Source organism: Lacticaseibacillus sp. YLM2-1 (assembly GCF_056583465.1).
This window is the reverse complement of sequence record NZ_CM152617.1, coordinates 930928-947863: the sequence shown is the minus strand read 5'-3', so window position 1 is coordinate 947863 and position 16936 is coordinate 930928. Positions and strand designations below refer to the sequence as shown.

Annotated in this window: 14 protein-coding genes; 2 read left to right on the top strand and 12 right to left on the bottom strand. The window is 47.6% G+C overall.

Annotation, left to right across the window (positions count from 1 at the left end; all coding sequences use genetic code 11):
- Positions 1-310 precede the first annotated feature (310 nt).
- The 4 genes from ftsX to secA form a co-directional block, all read right to left on the bottom strand.
- Positions 311-1198, bottom strand: a complete 888-nt coding sequence (gene ftsX, locus AC07KQ_RS04600) for a permease-like cell division protein FtsX (RefSeq protein ID WP_003564193.1) — start codon at positions 1196-1198, stop codon at positions 311-313.
- Positions 1188-1874, bottom strand: coding sequence for a cell division ATP-binding protein FtsE (gene ftsE / locus AC07KQ_RS04595; RefSeq protein ID WP_003564191.1), 687 nt, complete (start codon positions 1872-1874; stop codon positions 1188-1190). Before ftsE ends, ftsX begins: the two co-directional genes overlap by 11 nt.
- Positions 1875-1950: 76 nt before the next feature.
- A protein-coding gene (gene prfB, locus AC07KQ_RS04590; protein WP_096772597.1) for a peptide chain release factor 2 occupies positions 1951-3067 on the bottom strand; the annotation gives its coding sequence in 2 pieces (ribosomal slippage) (positions 1951-2994 and positions 2996-3067; 1116 coding nt in all).
- A 125-nt stretch (positions 3068-3192) separates the two neighbouring features.
- Positions 3193-5556: a preprotein translocase subunit SecA gene (secA, locus tag AC07KQ_RS04585; protein WP_003578257.1), complete on the bottom strand. Its 2364-nt coding sequence runs from the start codon at positions 5554-5556 to the stop codon at positions 3193-3195.
- Between the two features lie 459 nt (positions 5557-6015).
- Here secA and AC07KQ_RS04580 point away from each other — a divergent pair, with 459 nt between their 5' ends.
- On the top strand, positions 6016-7260 hold the full coding sequence (locus AC07KQ_RS04580; RefSeq protein ID WP_013245374.1) for an ISL3 family transposase: 1245 nt from the start codon (positions 6016-6018) through the stop codon (positions 7258-7260).
- 99 nt (positions 7261-7359) lie between these two features.
- On the opposite strand, the gene hpf is transcribed toward AC07KQ_RS04580, so the two are convergent.
- The 3 genes from hpf to AC07KQ_RS04565 all read right to left on the bottom strand — a co-directional run bounded on the left by hpf (position 7360) and on the right by AC07KQ_RS04565 (position 9977).
- The gene (hpf, locus tag AC07KQ_RS04575; protein ID WP_003569531.1) at positions 7360-7917 is read right to left on the bottom strand and encodes a ribosome hibernation-promoting factor, HPF/YfiA family; all 558 of its coding nucleotides are present in this window, start codon (positions 7915-7917) and stop codon (positions 7360-7362) included.
- A 123-nt stretch (positions 7918-8040) separates the two neighbouring features.
- Positions 8041-8502 (bottom strand): ComF family protein, encoded by a 462-nt coding sequence (locus tag AC07KQ_RS04570; RefSeq protein WP_003564183.1) that lies wholly within the window; start codon positions 8500-8502, stop codon positions 8041-8043.
- 212 nt (positions 8503-8714) lie between these two features.
- Positions 8715-9977 carry a helicase-related protein gene (locus AC07KQ_RS04565; protein ID WP_003598114.1) on the bottom strand — a complete coding sequence of 421 codons (1263 nt, stop codon included), beginning with the start codon at positions 9975-9977 and terminating at the stop codon, positions 8715-8717.
- Positions 9978-10004: 27 nt separating this feature from the next.
- On the opposite strand from AC07KQ_RS04565, the gene AC07KQ_RS04560 reads away from it, so the two are divergent.
- The gene (locus AC07KQ_RS04560) at positions 10005-10655 is read left to right on the top strand and encodes a YigZ family protein (protein ID WP_003574282.1); all 651 of its coding nucleotides are present in this window, start codon (positions 10005-10007) and stop codon (positions 10653-10655) included.
- Positions 10656-10748: 93 nt separating this feature from the next.
- Here AC07KQ_RS04560 and rny read toward each other — a convergent pair whose 3' ends face one another.
- The 5 genes from rny to AC07KQ_RS04535 form a co-directional block, all read right to left on the bottom strand.
- Positions 10749-12320, bottom strand: a complete 1572-nt coding sequence (gene rny, locus AC07KQ_RS04555; RefSeq protein ID WP_003657913.1) for a ribonuclease Y — start codon at positions 12318-12320, stop codon at positions 10749-10751.
- 294 nt (positions 12321-12614) lie between these two features.
- On the bottom strand, positions 12615-13676 hold the full coding sequence (gene recA / locus AC07KQ_RS04550) for a recombinase RecA (RefSeq protein WP_003587498.1): 1062 nt from the start codon (positions 13674-13676) through the stop codon (positions 12615-12617).
- Between the two features lie 56 nt (positions 13677-13732).
- On the bottom strand, positions 13733-14974 hold the full coding sequence (locus AC07KQ_RS04545) for a competence/damage-inducible protein A (protein WP_013245561.1): 1242 nt from the start codon (positions 14972-14974) through the stop codon (positions 13733-13735).
- Between the two features lie 373 nt (positions 14975-15347).
- On the bottom strand, positions 15348-15941 hold the full coding sequence (gene pgsA / locus AC07KQ_RS04540) for a CDP-diacylglycerol--glycerol-3-phosphate 3-phosphatidyltransferase (RefSeq protein WP_003569518.1): 594 nt from the start codon (positions 15939-15941) through the stop codon (positions 15348-15350).
- A complete protein-coding gene (locus AC07KQ_RS04535) occupies positions 15938-16867 on the bottom strand; it encodes a helix-turn-helix domain-containing protein (protein WP_003569516.1) in 930 nt (309 codons plus the stop codon). Before AC07KQ_RS04535 ends, pgsA begins: the two co-directional genes overlap by 4 nt.
- Positions 16868-16936 lie beyond the last annotated feature (69 nt).

Sequence of the window (16936 nt, the reverse complement as noted above, 5' to 3'; positions counted from 1 at the left end):
ATATTCACTGTGACCAGTATAGCAGAAATCGCCGGAGGCTCCCACAACGTCATAAAAATCAAAATGTGAGTAGGCACGCATAGCCGAGTATGATAGCAAACACCTTAATCATCAAGCTTATGCATGATGATTAAGGTGTTCCCCTCCCGCTTATTCTAATGACTATTTTTCCTCAGTTTTGAGTGGCTCTGTTGACATGCAAACCAGTCAATCAGCGTATCACCGGTTCAATCAACTGCAACTTAGCGCTCACATCAAAGCAAAAAACTCATCCCCGTCATTAGCGAGGATGAGTTCACAAATTGCACGATTAAATTTTGAGGAAACGCCGCATTGAAATGACTGCGCCTAATGCACCGATGATGATACCAATGCCCGCCAGCATCAAATCAAGCCAAAGCAGAAATGGCATCGTGCCATATAGCGAATAACCGTTAGAGCCGCTTGATAAGCTGAAGCTGCGGTAAACAACGGCATAACCGATGTCAACAATCACAATTGGCAGCACAGCCCCGAACAATCCAGTCCAAGCGCCTTCAAGAATAAATGGCCAACGAATGTATGAATTTGTTGCCCCAACTAGGCGCATAATTCTGATTTCGTCAGAACGCGACAGAATCGTAATCCGAATGGTATTACTTATCAGGAAAACCGCCACGAACAGCAGAAGGACAGTAAAACCAAGTCCCCACTTTTGTGCTGAATCAACTGAGTTGAACAGTTTTTTCGCAGTCCGGCCGCCATAACTTGCGTCCACCACATGGTTTAGTTTTTGAGCTTGTTTGGAGACCTTGATCGTCGCCTTAGGGTTGCTTGTCTTAACCATGAAGACATCACTCAATGGGTTCTGATCGCCAGAGAACATTTTCCATTGCGAACCATACCCGCCGACAATGGTGTTCAATTCCTGCTGACGTGACCGGTAAGTCACTTTCTTGACATTATCAAGCTTTTCTAGCTGAGTCTTTAATGCATCACGTTGTTTCGTCGTAGTTTTCTTCTCGATGTAAACACGCACTTGAACGTCATTTTCAACTTGCTCTGATACATGATGCAAGTTGAAAATAAGTGCCATGAAAATACCGACCAATAGTAAGGTAACTGTAACGGCACTGACAGCGGCAACTGACATCCAGCCATTTCGCTTCAGACTGCGCAGCGAATCCTTTACATGCCGGAAAAAGATCTTAGTCTTCATTACCGTAAGTGCCTCCTTCTTCGTCACGAACCAAACGGCCGCCAGCAATTTCAAGTAAGCGATGCTGACGCTCATTTACGATGTCCTTGTTATGCGTCGCCATAATAACAGTTGTCCCACTGGCATTGATCCGCTCAAGAATATCAACAATTTCATCTGATGTTTGTGGATCCAAATTGCCTGTCGGTTCGTCGGCGATCAATACCTTAGGCTTGTTGACGATGGCACGAGCAACTGACACACGTTGTTGTTCCCCACCGGATAATTCATCAGGAAAACGGCGCAGTTTTTGTTCGAGACCTACCAGGCCCAGTACTTCGAGGACTCGGTCCTTGATTTTTTCGTCAGGTGCTTCGATCACTTGCATCGCGTAAGCAATGTTTTCGTACACTGTTAACCGCGGTAAAAGTTTAAAATCTTGAAAGACGATACCAATATGACGTCGCAAAAATGGTACCCGGCTCGGTTTCATTGTTGCAAAATCAAAATCATCAATTTTAATCGTACCGCTGGTTGGCATTAGTTCATGGTAAAGCATTTTGACGAAAGTCGATTTCCCGGCACCGCTGGGACCGATCACATAGACGAACTCGCCATCATGAATCTCAAGATTGAGATTTTTAATGGCAGTCACGCCGTTAGCATACTGCTTCGTCACGTTCTCCATTTGAATCATGCAAATTGCTCCTTTTTCTAAGCTAGCATCAGTATAACAGGCGATTAAGTCAGCAAGGTTTCAGGCAGATTACAGTTTAATCAGGATTCTTTTGCGCAAGTTCCCATTGAAGATACGCATTGATGAATGGATTCAAATCCCCGTCCATAACCGCATTGCCATTGCCTGTTTCATAATTCGTGCGATGATCTTTCACCATCGTGTATGGGTGAAAGACGTAAGAGCGAATTTGTGAACCAAATGCGACATCTTTTTGTTCGCCTTGAATGGCCTTGGCCTTAGCACGCTTAGCTTCTTCTTCGCGCTGATACAATTTAGCCTTTAACATCGCCATCGCAGTCGCTTTGTTCTGAAACTGTGACCGTTGCGCCTGACTTGAGGTGACGATTCCGGTTGGTAGATGAATCAAGCGAACCGCACTGGAGGTTTTGTTGATATGCTGACCGCCAGCGCCGCTTGAGCGGAAAACCTCCATTTTGATGTCTTCCGGCCGCAGATCAACTTCGATTGAGTTGTCGAGTTCCGGCATCACGTCCACCGAGGCAAAGCTAGTGTGTCGCCGTCCAGCGGAATCAAATGGCGAAATCCGCACAAGTCGATGGACGCCTTTTTCACTTTTCAGCAAGCCATAAGCATTCTCGCCATTGATCAGCAGCGTTACGCTCTTGATGCCAGCTTCATCCCCAGGCTGATAATCCGCCACTTCTACTTTGAATCCGTTCTGATCGGCCCAACGCTGATACATCCGCATCAGCATTGACCCCCAATCCTGAGATTCCGTGCCGCCTGCACCAGGGTGAATTTCCAAAATGGCATTGTTGTGATCATATGGACCGTTCAGCAAAAGCTGCATCTCATACTTGTCCAGCTTTTCCTGTAAATCTTTGATCTTTGCTTCTTCTTCTTGCTGCAAGTCCTTATCAGGCTCGTCTTGTAATAACTCAAAACCAGCCTCAAGATCTTCCAACTCATTTTCTAGTGCATAAAATCGATCGTGCTTTTCTTTGAGCGCATTGTTGTTGTCAATAACCTTTTGAGCCGCCTCCGAGTCATCCCAAAAGCCGGGTTCAGCCATTCTGCCTTCATTTTCAGTAATGCGTTCGTTCAGCGCATCGAGGTCAAAGTGACCCCCTAAATTGATTAATTTTGGTCCGCATGGCGGCCAAGGTGTTGCGCATAACACTCAGTTCCATCGTGTAATCTCCCTTTTTTTTAAACATAGTTGCGTTATTGTAGCGTGACTAAGTGCGTCGGCGACTGCTTCAAAACACCCCAGTACCGCAAGCTGTAGCCGCGGTGCCGGGGCGCTAAGCCGTTATTAACGGCGAATATTTTGTCGGATTTCAGCTTTCATGAACAGCCGAGTCACATCATCATCAATTGATGCAATCATTTCTTCAAACATCCGGTAGCCTTCTTCTTGATATTCGACCAGCGGATTCATTTGACCATAACCGCGCAATCCGATCGACTGCCGCAACTGATCCATCGCATCAATATGATCGGTCCAAGCAGAATCAACCACGCGCAAAATAACAACTTTTTCGAATTCAAGCATCTGCGCGTCATCGCCCAGCTGCTTATTCTTTTGCTGGAAGTTGGTCTCCGCCATCTCGGCCAGTAACCCGATCAACTCGTCTTGCGACTTGCCATCTAACTGGCTGCGTTTGAATTTCTCAGGATCAATCATGTTGGCAGTGACCCAAGCGTACAAGGCATCAAGGTTCCAGTCCTTCTGATCTCCTTGGGTATGAGTCTGAACAATCCGTGTAATCGTTCGATTGATCATAGCCATCAAGACAGGCTTCAACGTTTCCTGTTCATTGATGACTTGCTGCCGCTGCTTGTAAATGACCTCGCGTTGTTCACGCATCACATCATCATATTGCAGCGTATTCTTCCGCGTGTCGTAGTTATTCCCTTCGACCCGTTTCTGGGCTGACTCCACCTGCCGTGAAATCATCCGACTTTGAATCACCTGATCATCATCCGCCACCTTAAAGCGATCCAACATAGCTTTAATTCGATCAGAACCAAAGCGTTTCATCAGATCATCTTCAAGGCTCAGGTAAAACTGTGTAGAACCTGGATCGCCTTGACGCCCTGAACGGCCTCGCAACTGATTATCAATTCGACGACTTTCATGGCGTTCCGTCCCGATAACTGCCAAACCGCCAAGTTCGGTGACACCAGGTCCAAGTTTGATATCCGTACCACGCCCAGCCATGTTCGTCGCAATTGTCACAGCGCCGCGTTGGCCAGCATTCATAATGATTTCTGCTTCTTTAAAGTGATTCTTCGCGTTCAAAACGGTATGTGGAATCTTGGCTTCATCAAGTTGCTTACTAAGCCGTTCACTCGATTCAATCGCAACCGTCCCAATCAGCATCGGCTGGCCTTTTTCATGACGCGCTTTGATGTCTTCAACAACCGCGTTGAACTTAGCATCTAACGTCGGGTACAGCACGTCAGGGGAGTCAACCCGGATAACTGGCTTGTTGGTCGGAACAGAGATGACTTCCATGTTATAAATTTCTCGGAATTCTTCTTGCTCGGTCTTTGCGGTCCCAGTCATCCCGGCCAACTTGGTGTACATCCGGAAGAAGTTTTGATAAGTGATGTTAGCCATCGTCTTATTTTCGTCCTGAATTTGGACGCCTTCTTTGGCTTCAATCGCCTGATGCAAGCCGTCAGAATATCGGCGACCTTCCATTGCTCGGCCAGTAAACTGATCAACAATGAGGACTTCACCATCGGAAACCATGTAATCGATATCCTTGAGCATGATGTAATTAGCCCGCAAGGCCTGATCAATATGATGGGTTAAGGCCGTATTTTCGGTGTCATACAGATTATCCAGTCCGAAATTCTTTTCAGCCTTCCGGATGCCGCTTTCAGTTAACGAGATTGTCTTCGTTGGCCAGTCGATCTTGTAATCGGTCTCCGCTTTTAGCGTCTTGACAAACCGATCGGCACGAATGTAGAGACCGGTTGTTTTTTCTGCGCCGCCAGAAATGATCAATGGGGTTCGCGCCTCATCAATCAAAATAGAGTCAACTTCATCGACGATTGCAAAATTCAGTGGCCGCTGAACCATCTGCTCTTTGTAAACAACCATGTTGTCACGCAGATAATCAAACCCGAGTTCACTGTTCGTGGAATAGGTAATGTCGCAATTATAAGCTTCTCGTTTTTCATCACTGTTCTTGGAATTGAGGTTTAACCCTACGCTCAAGCCAAGCCAGTTGTATAGCTCGCCCATTTCCGTGGCATCACGGGTTGACAGGTACTCATTGACCGTGACAACATGAACACCTTTACCAGTGAGTGCGTTCAAATAAACAGGCATGGTTGCGGTTAAAGTTTTCCCTTCACCGGTCTTCATCTCCGCAATGTTGCCTTCATGCAACACAATCCCGCCAATAATTTGGACTCGGAACGGGAATAGACCTAAAACACGCTTGGCACCTTCCCGCGCAGTCGCAAAGGCTTCTGGCAGAATGTCATCAAGGGTAGCACCAGCTGCGAGACGATCTTTTAATTTTGGTGTGTTTGCTTTTAATTGTTCATCAGATAATGCTGCATACTCATCTTCATATTGCTGAACCTTATCAGCAATTTTGCCTAGGCGCGCGATTTCTCGCTTATCGCTTTCGACCCATTTTCTAAGAATATTGGCCATGAATGGATTCCTCTCTGTCGAAACTTTGTTAAACTGACAGTATATCTATAGTATCTTAACATTTTCATTGGGTATTGAAAACCGAGCAGTACAAAGATCCTGCATTATCCACATCGACGAGCGCACGCCGATGCCGTTCACAATAACAACTGAATACCAGCACGATAGCGCCTCAATCTTCACTGCCTGCAAGTTCATATACCAGGCCCCAATTTGTATATTGTCATTAAACTTTAATAAAAACTTACCAGCAATAAGTCCATATGGCAAACTTTCCCAACAAAAAACAAGATCACCTTTTGCGGCGATCTTGTTTTTTGGGGTCTACACTTTCTGGTGTTGAGAAATAATCAACACTGAACGTGTAGGCCCTTTTTGGATAACGCAAAAAGACACCTACTCAGTGTCCATGCTATGCTTGTTAGCGTCGAAACCAAAAGCAAGCGAGGTTATGAGTAAATGTCCCAATACGATCCTACACTGTCCGTCCTTGGAATACCAGACCATAATATCAAAGTTGCCTTTGTTCGTCATGAATATCGCGGCAACGGGGTACGTCGCCGCCAGTATCATGTGATTGATGCCGAGCTGACTTACCGGTTAACCCGGTGCCCACTGTGTGGCTTTGAGGCCTTGCACCCTAACGGGTTTTATACGGCCCACGTGCGCGTCCTCAATGGGGTTGAAATGCCGACAGTCATTGACTTGCACAAGCAACGATGGCGCTGTCATAACTGTTACCACACAGTCAGTGCCAAGACGCCACTCGTGCAACCCAACCACACGATCGCCGCTCACATGACAGAGCGAATCATGAAGTTAGCGCATGAACGGTTGCCAGTCAAAACCATCGCCCGTATTATCGGAATCTCAGCCTCCTCGGTTCAACGGATCATTGACCAAAATCTCAAACTCCGACCGGCTCGCCGGCTACCCACGCGACTCTGCTTTGATGAGTTCCGTTCCACTCATGGCATGATGTCGTTTATCTGTCTTGATGCCGATTCACATCGTCTGATTGCCTTGCTTGGTGATCGATTCAACCGCACGATTAAAAATTTTTTCATCGCTCATTATTCACTCGCTGACCGCACTCGGGTCCAGACGGTCACCATGGACATGAATGCAGCTTATCAAACGATTATTCATGAGGTTTTCCCCAAGGCCCAAGTCGTCATTGATCGGTTCCATATCATTCAACTTGCGGCTCGTGCCCTTGATCAGGTACGCGTCCAAGCGCTCAAACAGCTTGATGACAAACACAGCCGTCCTTATAAGATCATGAAGACAAACTGGCGGCTTTTTCATCAAACCGCGCCTGACGCTAAACACAAACAGTTCCTGTTTGGTTTGAATGAATACGTCACGCAACAGGAGGCCATCGATATCGCACTTGATACTGAGCCCAAGCTCAAGCAAACCTACGAGACCTACTTAGCACTTCATGATGCTTTGATGGTGAAGAAACATCCCGCGGAACTGGCAAACCTGTTAGCTACTTACGAGCCAAACGGTACGGCAATGGACATGACGATCGCGACGCTTAAGCGACACAAAGTCGCTGTTCTCGCCGCTGTCACCAGCCCTTATTCCAACGGTCCGATCGAAGGCGTTAACCGCCTCATCAAGTCACTCAAACGATCCTGTTTTGGCTTCAAGAATCAGCTGAACTTCTTCAAACGAATCTACCAAATCACGGCATAACATGACAAAGACGGCTCCCCAAATGGAGAACCGCCTCAAATGATAAATTTATTCTTCAACACCAGTTGACGTAGAGCCGTTTTTTGTTTTAAGAACTGCTTATTCGTCGGTTTCGATCAAGCCATAACGCCCGTCACGCCGCTTATAAACAATGCTTGTGCCATTGGTGTCAGCATCTTCAAAGATAAAGAAGTTGTGCCCCAACATATCCATCTGTAGAATGGCTTCTTGCGAATCCATCGGCTTCAACGACACTCGCTTAGTTCGAACAACCGTCAGATTATCATCATCTTCGGCTGGTTTCGGTTCAGCTGGTGCAGTCGCATCAATGTCGATTTGGCCAAAGCCTTTTTCACGTGACTTGCGATTGATCTTTGTCTTGAACTTGCGTACCTGCCGTTCCAGCTTGTCGGTCACGAGATCGATGCTGGCATAAAGATCCGGGCTGGTTTCTTCAGCACGCAGGGTCAAGAAAGACAACGGGATGGTCACTTCAACTTTTGCAGTTTTATCGGAATAAACCTTCAAATTGACGTGTGCCGTTGCAGTAACCGAACCTCCGAAGAACTTGTTCAGTTTGCTAATCCGCTTCTCCACGTAACTTCTGATGGCCTCGGTGACTTCGATGTTTTCGCCACGAACATTGTATGTGAGCATAAAACTTCTCCCCTTTCCTACGTGTAATAAACACTTACACGTCGATTGGTTGGGATAAAACCCTTCCAATCTTCAATTTCATTATACCCGAATGTTGTCTCCAGACACAACAAAAGCCACATTTCAGCGAATTAAAGTAAATGCGGTCACCGTGCCCTGAAATCCCGCGGCCACAAGCGCATCGCGAGCGTGATACAATGTCCGTCCTGTGGTATATAAATCGTCAACCAATGTAATTTGTTTGGTTTGATTCAACTTTGCTGCTGGCACAAGTACGGTAAAGCTTTGCGGCGTTTGTAATCGTTCGCGACGATTTTTCTGCGCCTGCGGTTTGGCCGTTGGTGATTTACGTAGCCATGGCTGTAGCTGCAAACCGCCAAAAAGTCCCTGAATTGGATCAAATCCCCGCACATCATAATGTTTGGATTCGCTAGGAATGGCGACCAGTGTCCCAGCATTTTGCAATTGTGCAGCAATGAGATCTTGAAACGCATCGTGTAAGCGATAATCGCCAAGACCCTTGTACTGGTAAATCCATTGTTTCATAGCTGCGTCATAAACAAATAAAGCCCGATTATGTAACAACCGCCCTTGCTGCTCCCATTGGCGGCAATCCGCGCATATTCGTGCATCACCCGACCGGCCGCAGCCTGGACAAGTCGCTCCAGTAATCATCTTAAAGCGGGCTAAACAACTACTGCACAATCGGGGTGCTATCAACTTGCTGCCAGCTAACAACGCCTTCAATGTCGGACTACGATCAACATGGCGATCACACCCGCAACAACGCATCACCATCACCGTCCATTCATCATGACAATCTGACGTTTGGCCGCTAACAATGCTAACGTATAGCGATCCGTGAAAAAGACAACCGGATCGTCGGCACTATCGGCTGCCCGCCCGGCTCGACCAGCGATCTGTACTAGCGCCGAGGCCGTGAATGCCCGATCGGCTGCGGCCACGACCCCAACCGCACACTTGGGCACCGTTACGCCGCGTTCCAAAATTGTCGTCGTGACTAAAACCTGAATTTGCCGCTGACGAAAAGCCGTTATTTTCTCTGCCCGTAGACGGTCCGTGCTAGCAACGCCAGCTACCCTTAGCCCGTTACGTTGAACAAGCGCAGCAATTTGAGGCGCCCAGCTGATCTTAGGAACAAACAGCAAACATGACCGCCCTGTCGCCACGACATCACGCACCCACTTCACGATGGCAGGTGGCAACTGGGACGGTAATTTTTTAAAATTCATCAACCGAATCGCTGGAACTGGCAAAGGGTGCCCGTGAAATCGACGAAACAATCGACTGACCATCAACCCTTTACGCATCGCCGCCTTCAATGGCCGATCCGGCGTTGCCGTTAAATAAACAACCGGTCCACGCCGGGCACCTTGAACAGCCCGATGGAGCATGGGTGTTCCCGCCATCGGAAACGCATCGACCTCATCAACGACAATCAGATCAAAAGCCCGATGAAATCGTAATAATTGATGCACGGTGGCCAGCACCAAATCACTGTCAGTTTGATCAAAATGACCGCCATATCGAACGGCGATGGGCGTGGTTGCAAAGGCAGTTCGCAGTCGCGGCGCAAGCTCCCGAATAACATCAATTCTCGGCGAAACAATAGCCACGCGCTTGCCTTGTTGTACCATCTGTGAAATGGTCGGAAAAAGCATCTCGGTTTTGCCAGCACCTGTCACTGCCCAAATCAAATGATCAGCCCCTGCTGTAACACTCGTTTGTAAAGCCGTTGACGCTTTTTGCTGGGCAGGCGTCAATGTCCCGTGCCACGTTAATAAGCCGTCGCCAACAGGCCGGTGCGGCTGTTCAAAGCGGTAAAGCAAATCACGATTTGTTAAGCGGCCTAAACTCACGCAAGCTGAACAATAAAACCGCCCATCAGGCAATTGAACTGGCTTTCGATCACCGCAACGTTGGCAACACCAGCGCCCGTGTTCTTGAATCAACGCTGGCAGTGATGTGGCCTGTGCTATATTAGAAACGGTTAAGCGCATCAGTTCATTTTCTGTCAATTGTGCCCCAGCAAGATTCATCATGATCACCTCATAAGGAGATTACGCATGTCAGAGCAATATCTTACCATCCAACAAACCGGCAACTACACAAATACCATTAAAAAATCGCGTTTCATCACCCATCTTGCGCGTATCAAGGATGAAGACGATGCCAAGGCCGTCATTGCGCAAGTATCAAAGGAAAACGCCAAAGCTACCCACAATGTTTTTGCTTATGTTCTTGGCGATACCAATCAAATTCAACGCGCAAGCGATAATGGCGAGCCTTCTGGAACTGCCGGTGCCCCAACACTGGAGGCTTTGTTGCAGCATGACTTGCGTGATGTGGTAGCCGTCACAACTCGTTACTTTGGCGGCATTAAACTTGGTGCTGGCGGACTCATCCGGGCGTATGCAGGCAATGCCAACACGGCGATCGAAACCATCGGCATTGTGGCGCGCATCAAACAAAAAGCTGTAACTTTTACCATTCCTTACGCTGACTTTGATCCAATTCAGCATTTTTTGACAACCAATCATTTGTCAATTGCGAACACTGATTACGGGACCGCTGTTACCATCACCCTGTATCTAGATGATGAGCATTTGCAGGCGACGCTCGCGGCCCTAAATGATTTCTTGAATGGACAGTTTTCGCCTACCATTGGCGCCAGTCAATACCGCGAAGTCCCTTTACCAACAAAGCCTAAGCTCTAAGAGGACATCTAACTGTCTAACAATAACGTCCGAACTAAAACAGCATAAAAAATACAGTACCCACCAACTTTGTGCTGGTGGGTACTGTGTTTTTTACTTGGCGTATTCCACAGTCCTTGTCTCCCGAATCACGGTGACTTTGATATGGCCTGGATACTCCAGTTCTTTTTCAATTTCATTGCGAATATCACGAGCCAAGATGACGCTCTGATCATCAGAGAGCTTTTCCGGTTGGACGATGACCCGGACTTCTCGACCTGCTTGAATAGCGAAACTATGATCCACGCCAGCATGACTGTTGGCGATTGCTTCTAGTTTCTCCAAACGATGAAGATAGTTTTCAAGCGATTCCGACCGCGCGCCTGGGCGGGCAGCTGAAATCGCATCTGCTGCGGCAACCAGTACCGAAATGACACTGGTTGGTTCAACGTCACCATGATGCGATGCAATGGCGTTGATGACCGTCTTTGGTTCCTTATACTTCGTTGCCAGCTCAACCCCGATTTCAACGTGAGATCCGTCAACTTCATGGTCAAGCGCCTTGCCTATATCATGTAATAACCCCGCGCGTTTCGCTAAGGTGACATCTTCTCCTAATTCAGCAGCCATCACACCAGTCAGTTTGGCGACCTGAATCGAATGATCCAGAACGTTCTGACCGTAACTCGTACGGAAGTGCAATCGGCCCAAAATCTTAATCAGATCGGGATGCATATTATGGATACCGACGTCGAAAATGGCTTGTTCACCAATTTCACGAATCCGGTCGTCCATTTCTTTGCGCGCCTTATCAACCATTTCCTCAATTCGTGCTGGATGGATCCGACCATCTTGAATGAGTTTTTCCAAAGCAATTCGCGCGATTTCCCGGCGAATTGGGTCAAAGCCGCTCAAAACAACGGCTTGTGGGGTATCATCAATAATCAAATCGATACCTGTCAAAGTCTCAAGTGTCCGAATATTTCGACCTTCACGGCCGATGATTCGGCCTTTCATGTCGTCATTTGGCAAGTTCACCACGGTCACTGTCGTTTCGGCAACGATGTCAGAAGCGCTGCGCTGAATCGCATCGGCGATCAGTACTTTAGCTTTCTTATCCGCGGCTTCCTTAGCTTCATCTTCGCTTTCTTTGATCATCACGGCGCGTTCATGCGTCAGTTCTGATTGTGTCTGGTCAAGAATCTGCTGCCGAGCCTGTTCATGAGTCAACTCGGCGATCCGTTCAAGTTCTGTGTGCTGTTTACTGATTTCTGAAGAGATATCTTGTTCACGTTCATCTAGCTGTTGCTGCCGCTTGTTCAAATTTGCTTCCCGGTCAGCAAGACTTTGTTCCTTGCGATCTAGCGTATCGTCCCGCCGATCCAAAGTATCCTCTCGCTGATTCAGTCGATGTTCCGACTTCTGGACTTCTGTCCGCCGATCTTTCAATTCATCTTCAAGTTGGGTTCGATAGCGATGATTCTCGTCTTTTGCTTCCAGCAGTTTTTCTTTTTTTAAAGTCGCTGCTTCTTTTTTAGCGGCCTCAATAATGCCTTCTGCTGTCTGCGTCGCTCGATCCAAATTGTTCTGGTGGAGCTTCTTTTGAAGTGCAAATCCGATCAATAAACCGACCGCTAAAGCGATGACTGCTGCGAGGGTTATTGAGACCAGTGTTACTGAACTCATCATTTCACCTCCGCATCATCTAAGCGATTCAATCAAATTTTGATCAAAATCTTTGATGCTTTTTTAAATTATTACACCTCTATTAGTTTACGTGCTAGGGTGCAAGGTGTCAACCGAAGCGGGAGGCGCATAGCGGCGCCTAAAAACCAGCATTAAAGCAGTCTTAAGTCTGGGTGATGCTTTTTACGAACTGAGAAAAATAAAACATATATCAAATCTCTTTAAGACCGCTCAGATAAAAAAACTTGCGCCATCGGACTCATCACATCCGACAACAGCAAGTTGACTCATGATTCATACTTCAGCCTGTTGAGGTATTTCGGGTTGATCTTCACTGACCGAAGCCGTCTCCCGACCAGGTGCGGCTGCCATACCATAAGCCACGCGAACCTGTTGTTTAATCGTCTGCTGAAGATCAGCGTGGTTATCAAGATATGTCTTAGCGTTTTCGCGACCTTGGCCGATGCGTTCACCTTGATACGCGTACCATGACCCTGCTTTTTCAACAATATCTCTCTCAACGGCCATGTCGACAAGTTCGCCAGTTTGCGAAATGCCTTGGCCATACATGATATCCACAATTGCTGTTCGAAAAGGCGGTGCCACCTTATTCTTGACCACTTTGATTTTAGTGCGATTGCCGACGACATCTGCGCCTGTCTTGATCTGTTCCGACCGCCGGATCTCTAACCGAACAGTCGCATAAAACTTCAAGGCACGACCACCTGGTGTCGTTTCCGGACTCCCAAAAATGATCCCGACTTTCTCACGAATCTGATTAATGAATAAAGCAATCGTTTTTGTCTTATTGATGGAACCGGATAACTTACGTAACGCCTGTGACATTAATCGGGCTTGCAAGCCAACATGGGCATCCCCCATATCGCCCTCAATCTCAGCCCGCGGCACCAAAGCAGCAACTGAATCAATCACCACAATATCAATGGCACCAGACGCGACTAGTTCATCAGCAATCTCCAGCCCTTGTTCGCCTGTGTCTGGCTGGGAGAGCAATAATTCGTCAATATTGACGCCCAAAGCAGTTGCGTACTTGGGATCCATCGCATTCTCGGCATCAATATAGGCGGCAGTACCGCCTTGCTTCTGCACTTCAGCAACAGCATGCAGCGCGACGGTTGTTTTGCCGGAACTTTCCGGTCCATAAATTTCGACAATTCGTCCGCGCGGAAAGCCCCCAACACCAAGTGCATCATCAACGGCAAGTGAGCCGCTAGAGACAACGGAAACGCGCGTGTCCGCCTTAGCACCCATTCGCATAATCGCGCCTTTACCAAAATTTTTTTCAATCTTTTTCAGTGCAACATCCAATGCTTTCTGGCGTTCGTCTCCTGCCATCTTGCCGCCTCCTCTTGCGTAAACCTGACGTATTAACGTGTTAAAGAATGATTCTGTTAGGCCTGCAGCGCCCTTAATGCAAGCATCATACCAGTCATCACAGCACGCTGCCGAACATCATTGCGACCGCCAGGAAAATGGTAAACATGTGCTTCAGGCAGTTGGCCGCGCCGCGCTAAACCGATCCAAACCGTACCAGCAGGCTGTCCTTCCAGCGTGTCTGGACCGGCAACGCCGGTAAAGCTGACACTTATATCCGCCGCTGCCTTACGCCGAGCATGTTCAGCCATCGCCTTGGCTGTAAATGCGCTGACAACTCCGTGTGCCGCTAATTCGCGAGCATCAATTGCCAAAAAAGCGGCCTTTGTTGCAAGTGAGTAAGTGACAAAACCGCCCTTAAAATAAGTGGATACCCCCGGCACATCGCCTAACGCTGCTTGAAATGCGCCGGCAGTCAAACTCTCAGCTGCAGTAATTTGCATATCATTTGCCGCAAGCGTCTTCACAAGCTCTTTTGCCAAACTATTGTCGTCACCGTAGCCGTAAAAATATTGACCATCACGATCCATGATGGCACCGACCATTGGTTCTAACTTTGCATCAGCGTCTTTTTCGGTAGCGCCACTGGCAGTGACGCGCACCGTCACCTCATGATCCTTGATATAAGTTGCAATGGTCGGATCGGTTTGGTTGGCAATCAAGTCGTCCAGATCTGTCACTAGTTGCGATTCGCCAATGCCAAAGAAACGTAAGACCCGGCTGACCATAACTTCCGCGTGGCCGCTCCATTTTGCTAGCCGCGGCAGCAGTTCATGATCAACCATCGGAACGAATTCCTTCGGTGGTCCCGGCAATAAGACATAGGTGTGCTGCCCATTGACGATCCACGCACCAACCGCTAAGCCAACCCGATTGACCAAAATATCGGCGCCTTCCGGATACATGGCCTGTAATTGATTATTAGGTGTCATTGGCCGCTGCTGTTGCTTGGCGCGCGCCTGTAATTTAGCCATAGCGTCAGGATCTTCAACCAATTTGCGGTTCAAGTGCGCTGCCAATGTTTGCTTGGTCAGATCATCTGGTGTCGGTCCTAACCCGCCAATCAAAATAACTAAATTACTGCGACTTTCCGCCAACTTAATGGCCTCCTCAAGTCGCGGACCGTTGTCTCCCACCACCTGTTGATGGTAGCTATCAATACCCACTGCTGTCAGTTGCTTAGCCATATAGGCACCATTTGTGTTAGTAATCTGTCCCATCAGGATCTCTGTCCCGACAGCAATAATCTCTGCTTGCATACTTTTCCCACCTAACAATAGAATTCGTTTTTTAAGGTACTTGACCTGACATTTTTAAAAAAAGTTGCAACTAAATAGCTCTATGGTGCTTAGATACATCTTTACTAAGATTAGCGTGCAATTTTTGTTGGCTGATTCATGCTTTGCTCGCAACCGAGCCTGCTGGTCCAAAAGCTTGCACATAGGGATCTCCGTATTTGCTGGTGGGGCTCCCCACCCAGCTTAGGTTAGTGGCGACTTCACGCTGCGCTCGCAAACGCGCTCGCAGTCGCAGAAACCTGCGTTCAAGGCCACTCACACTCCGGTTTCTAATCGCTCCTGCTCGCGCTCTACAAAAATACCCAAGCACCTGCCTGGGTATTGGAATAACTTATTATTGATGACTTGAACCGAATGAGTCCTTGAACACACCACGGTTTTTGTAGAAGTATTCGACACCTGAGTAAATCGTGAAGAAAACGGCGATATAGAACAGGATCAGTGCAAACGGCACATTGATATTGTTAAACCATGCGTTGTTTAGCATCAAGAAAATAATGGCAAACATTTGCGCGTTTGTTTTGATTTTTCCCGGCCAAGCCGCTGCTAAGACTTCACCTTCGTTTGAAAGCAATAAGCGTAATCCGGTTACGGCTAATTCACGCCACAGGATAATCGCGGTTCCCCATGCTGGAATCTGACCATTGGCCGTCAGAAAGATGAAGGCAGTCATAACCAACAGTTTGTCAGCCAGTGGATCGGCAAATTTACCGAAATTAGTGACCAAATGCTTGCGTCGGGCAATTTGACCGTCAGCAAAGTCGGTTAAAGAGGCCACAATAAAAATAATCAGCGCGATAAACCAGCTCAAGGCGACCTTAGTTCCTGCAAGTGTCAGATACCCAGCCGGCCAATCAAGTGCCAGCAGGATCGTGAAAACAGGAATCAGAAAAATTCGGATGAGCGTTAATTTATTCGGAAGATTCATTCTTGCGAACCCTCGCTTTCTGTTGCATCAGCCGTGAAGGTGATGGTCCGTACGATGCTGGTTCCCTTTGAGATATCAACACTCTGACCATTGAGCTTGATGGTGGTCGCAGTTGCATTGCCTGACCGCACTTGGAATGTCGTGACGTTGTCTGGCAATGTCACTTCTTGTGAATTACCTGATGTCAATGAACCTTGCCACGTCGTTGAGCCGTTCACAATCACTGAAATCCAAGCAGTGGCGCCGGTTGCACCAAGCGTTAACTTGTTACCCGTCTTCGGCAGATTCTTTAAAGTAACTGCCTGAGTAGCACCATTGGCATCCGCTACAGAAATGTCCAATTTCGAACTCTTTTTAGTACTCTTCTTGGACGACTTCTCCGCAGTCTTCGAAGAACTAGAAGCCGATGATGTCTTGCTTGTTTTCGAAGATGTCGACGATTTCGAAGTCTTGGATGTACTACGCTTCGATGAGACCGCAACACTTTCTGAATCTGTCGGGATCGTTTGCTTGGGTCCTGATTGGTAAACCAACATGATGACATAGATCACAATGACTGCCACGACAACAACTGCAGCAATCGCAATTTGCGGTAAATAACGCCGCAAACGGTTAACCGGACTCGCTTCTTCGGCGCGGGTTGCCCGAGTCTTATTTTCAACTGATTGTGCTGCATACTCTTGGGGTTGAGGTTCCGGGATGTCCTGCTGGAATTGCGTCAGCAACGCATCCCCATCAAGGCCGACAGTGTCAGCATATTGTTTAATAAAGGCACGCACATAAAAGTCGCCTGGCAGCGCATCAAAATTACCTTCTTCGATCGCGATCAGGTAGCGTTTTTGAATCTTGGTGATCTGTTGAAGATCATCAATCGTATAGCCTTTTTGAATCCGGGCGTCCCGTAATTTTTGCCCAATTTCATCCATAAGTTTTATTCACCCGCTATTTTTTATTGACCATTTTCAGTATATCATGAAAAACCAACTGCAAGCCTT

What these genes read in the sequence shown, in the direction of transcription:
- ftsX (WP_003564193.1), bottom strand. Translation starts at nt 1,198, where the DNA reads ATGAAGACTAAGATCTTTTTCCGGCATGTAAAGGATTCGCTGCGCAGT.
- recA (WP_003587498.1), bottom strand. Translation starts at nt 13,676, where the DNA reads ATGGCAGGAGACGAACGCCAGAAAGCATTGGATGTTGCACTGAAAAAG.
- AC07KQ_RS04545 (WP_013245561.1), bottom strand. Translation starts at nt 14,974, where the DNA reads ATGCAAGCAGAGATTATTGCTGTCGGGACAGAGATCCTGATGGGACAG.
- AC07KQ_RS04535 (WP_003569516.1), bottom strand. Translation starts at nt 16,867, where the DNA reads ATGGATGAAATTGGGCAAAAATTACGGGACGCCCGGATTCAAAAAGGC.
- AC07KQ_RS04580 (WP_013245374.1), top strand. Translation starts at nt 6,016, where the DNA reads ATGTCCCAATACGATCCTACACTGTCCGTCCTTGGAATACCAGACCAT.
- ftsE (WP_003564191.1), bottom strand. Translation starts at nt 1,874, where the DNA reads ATGATTCAAATGGAGAACGTGACGAAGCAGTATGCTAACGGCGTGACT.
- rny (WP_003657913.1), bottom strand. Translation starts at nt 12,320, where the DNA reads ATGAGTTCAGTAACACTGGTCTCAATAACCCTCGCAGCAGTCATCGCT.
- AC07KQ_RS04560 (WP_003574282.1), top strand. Translation starts at nt 10,005, where the DNA reads ATGTCAGAGCAATATCTTACCATCCAACAAACCGGCAACTACACAAAT.
- AC07KQ_RS04565 (WP_003598114.1), bottom strand. Translation starts at nt 9,977, where the DNA reads ATGAATCTTGCTGGGGCACAATTGACAGAAAATGAACTGATGCGCTTA.
- pgsA (WP_003569518.1), bottom strand. Translation starts at nt 15,941, where the DNA reads ATGAATCTTCCGAATAAATTAACGCTCATCCGAATTTTTCTGATTCCT.
- hpf (WP_003569531.1), bottom strand. Translation starts at nt 7,917, where the DNA reads ATGCTCACATACAATGTTCGTGGCGAAAACATCGAAGTCACCGAGGCC.
- secA (WP_003578257.1), bottom strand. Translation starts at nt 5,556, where the DNA reads ATGGCCAATATTCTTAGAAAATGGGTCGAAAGCGATAAGCGAGAAATC.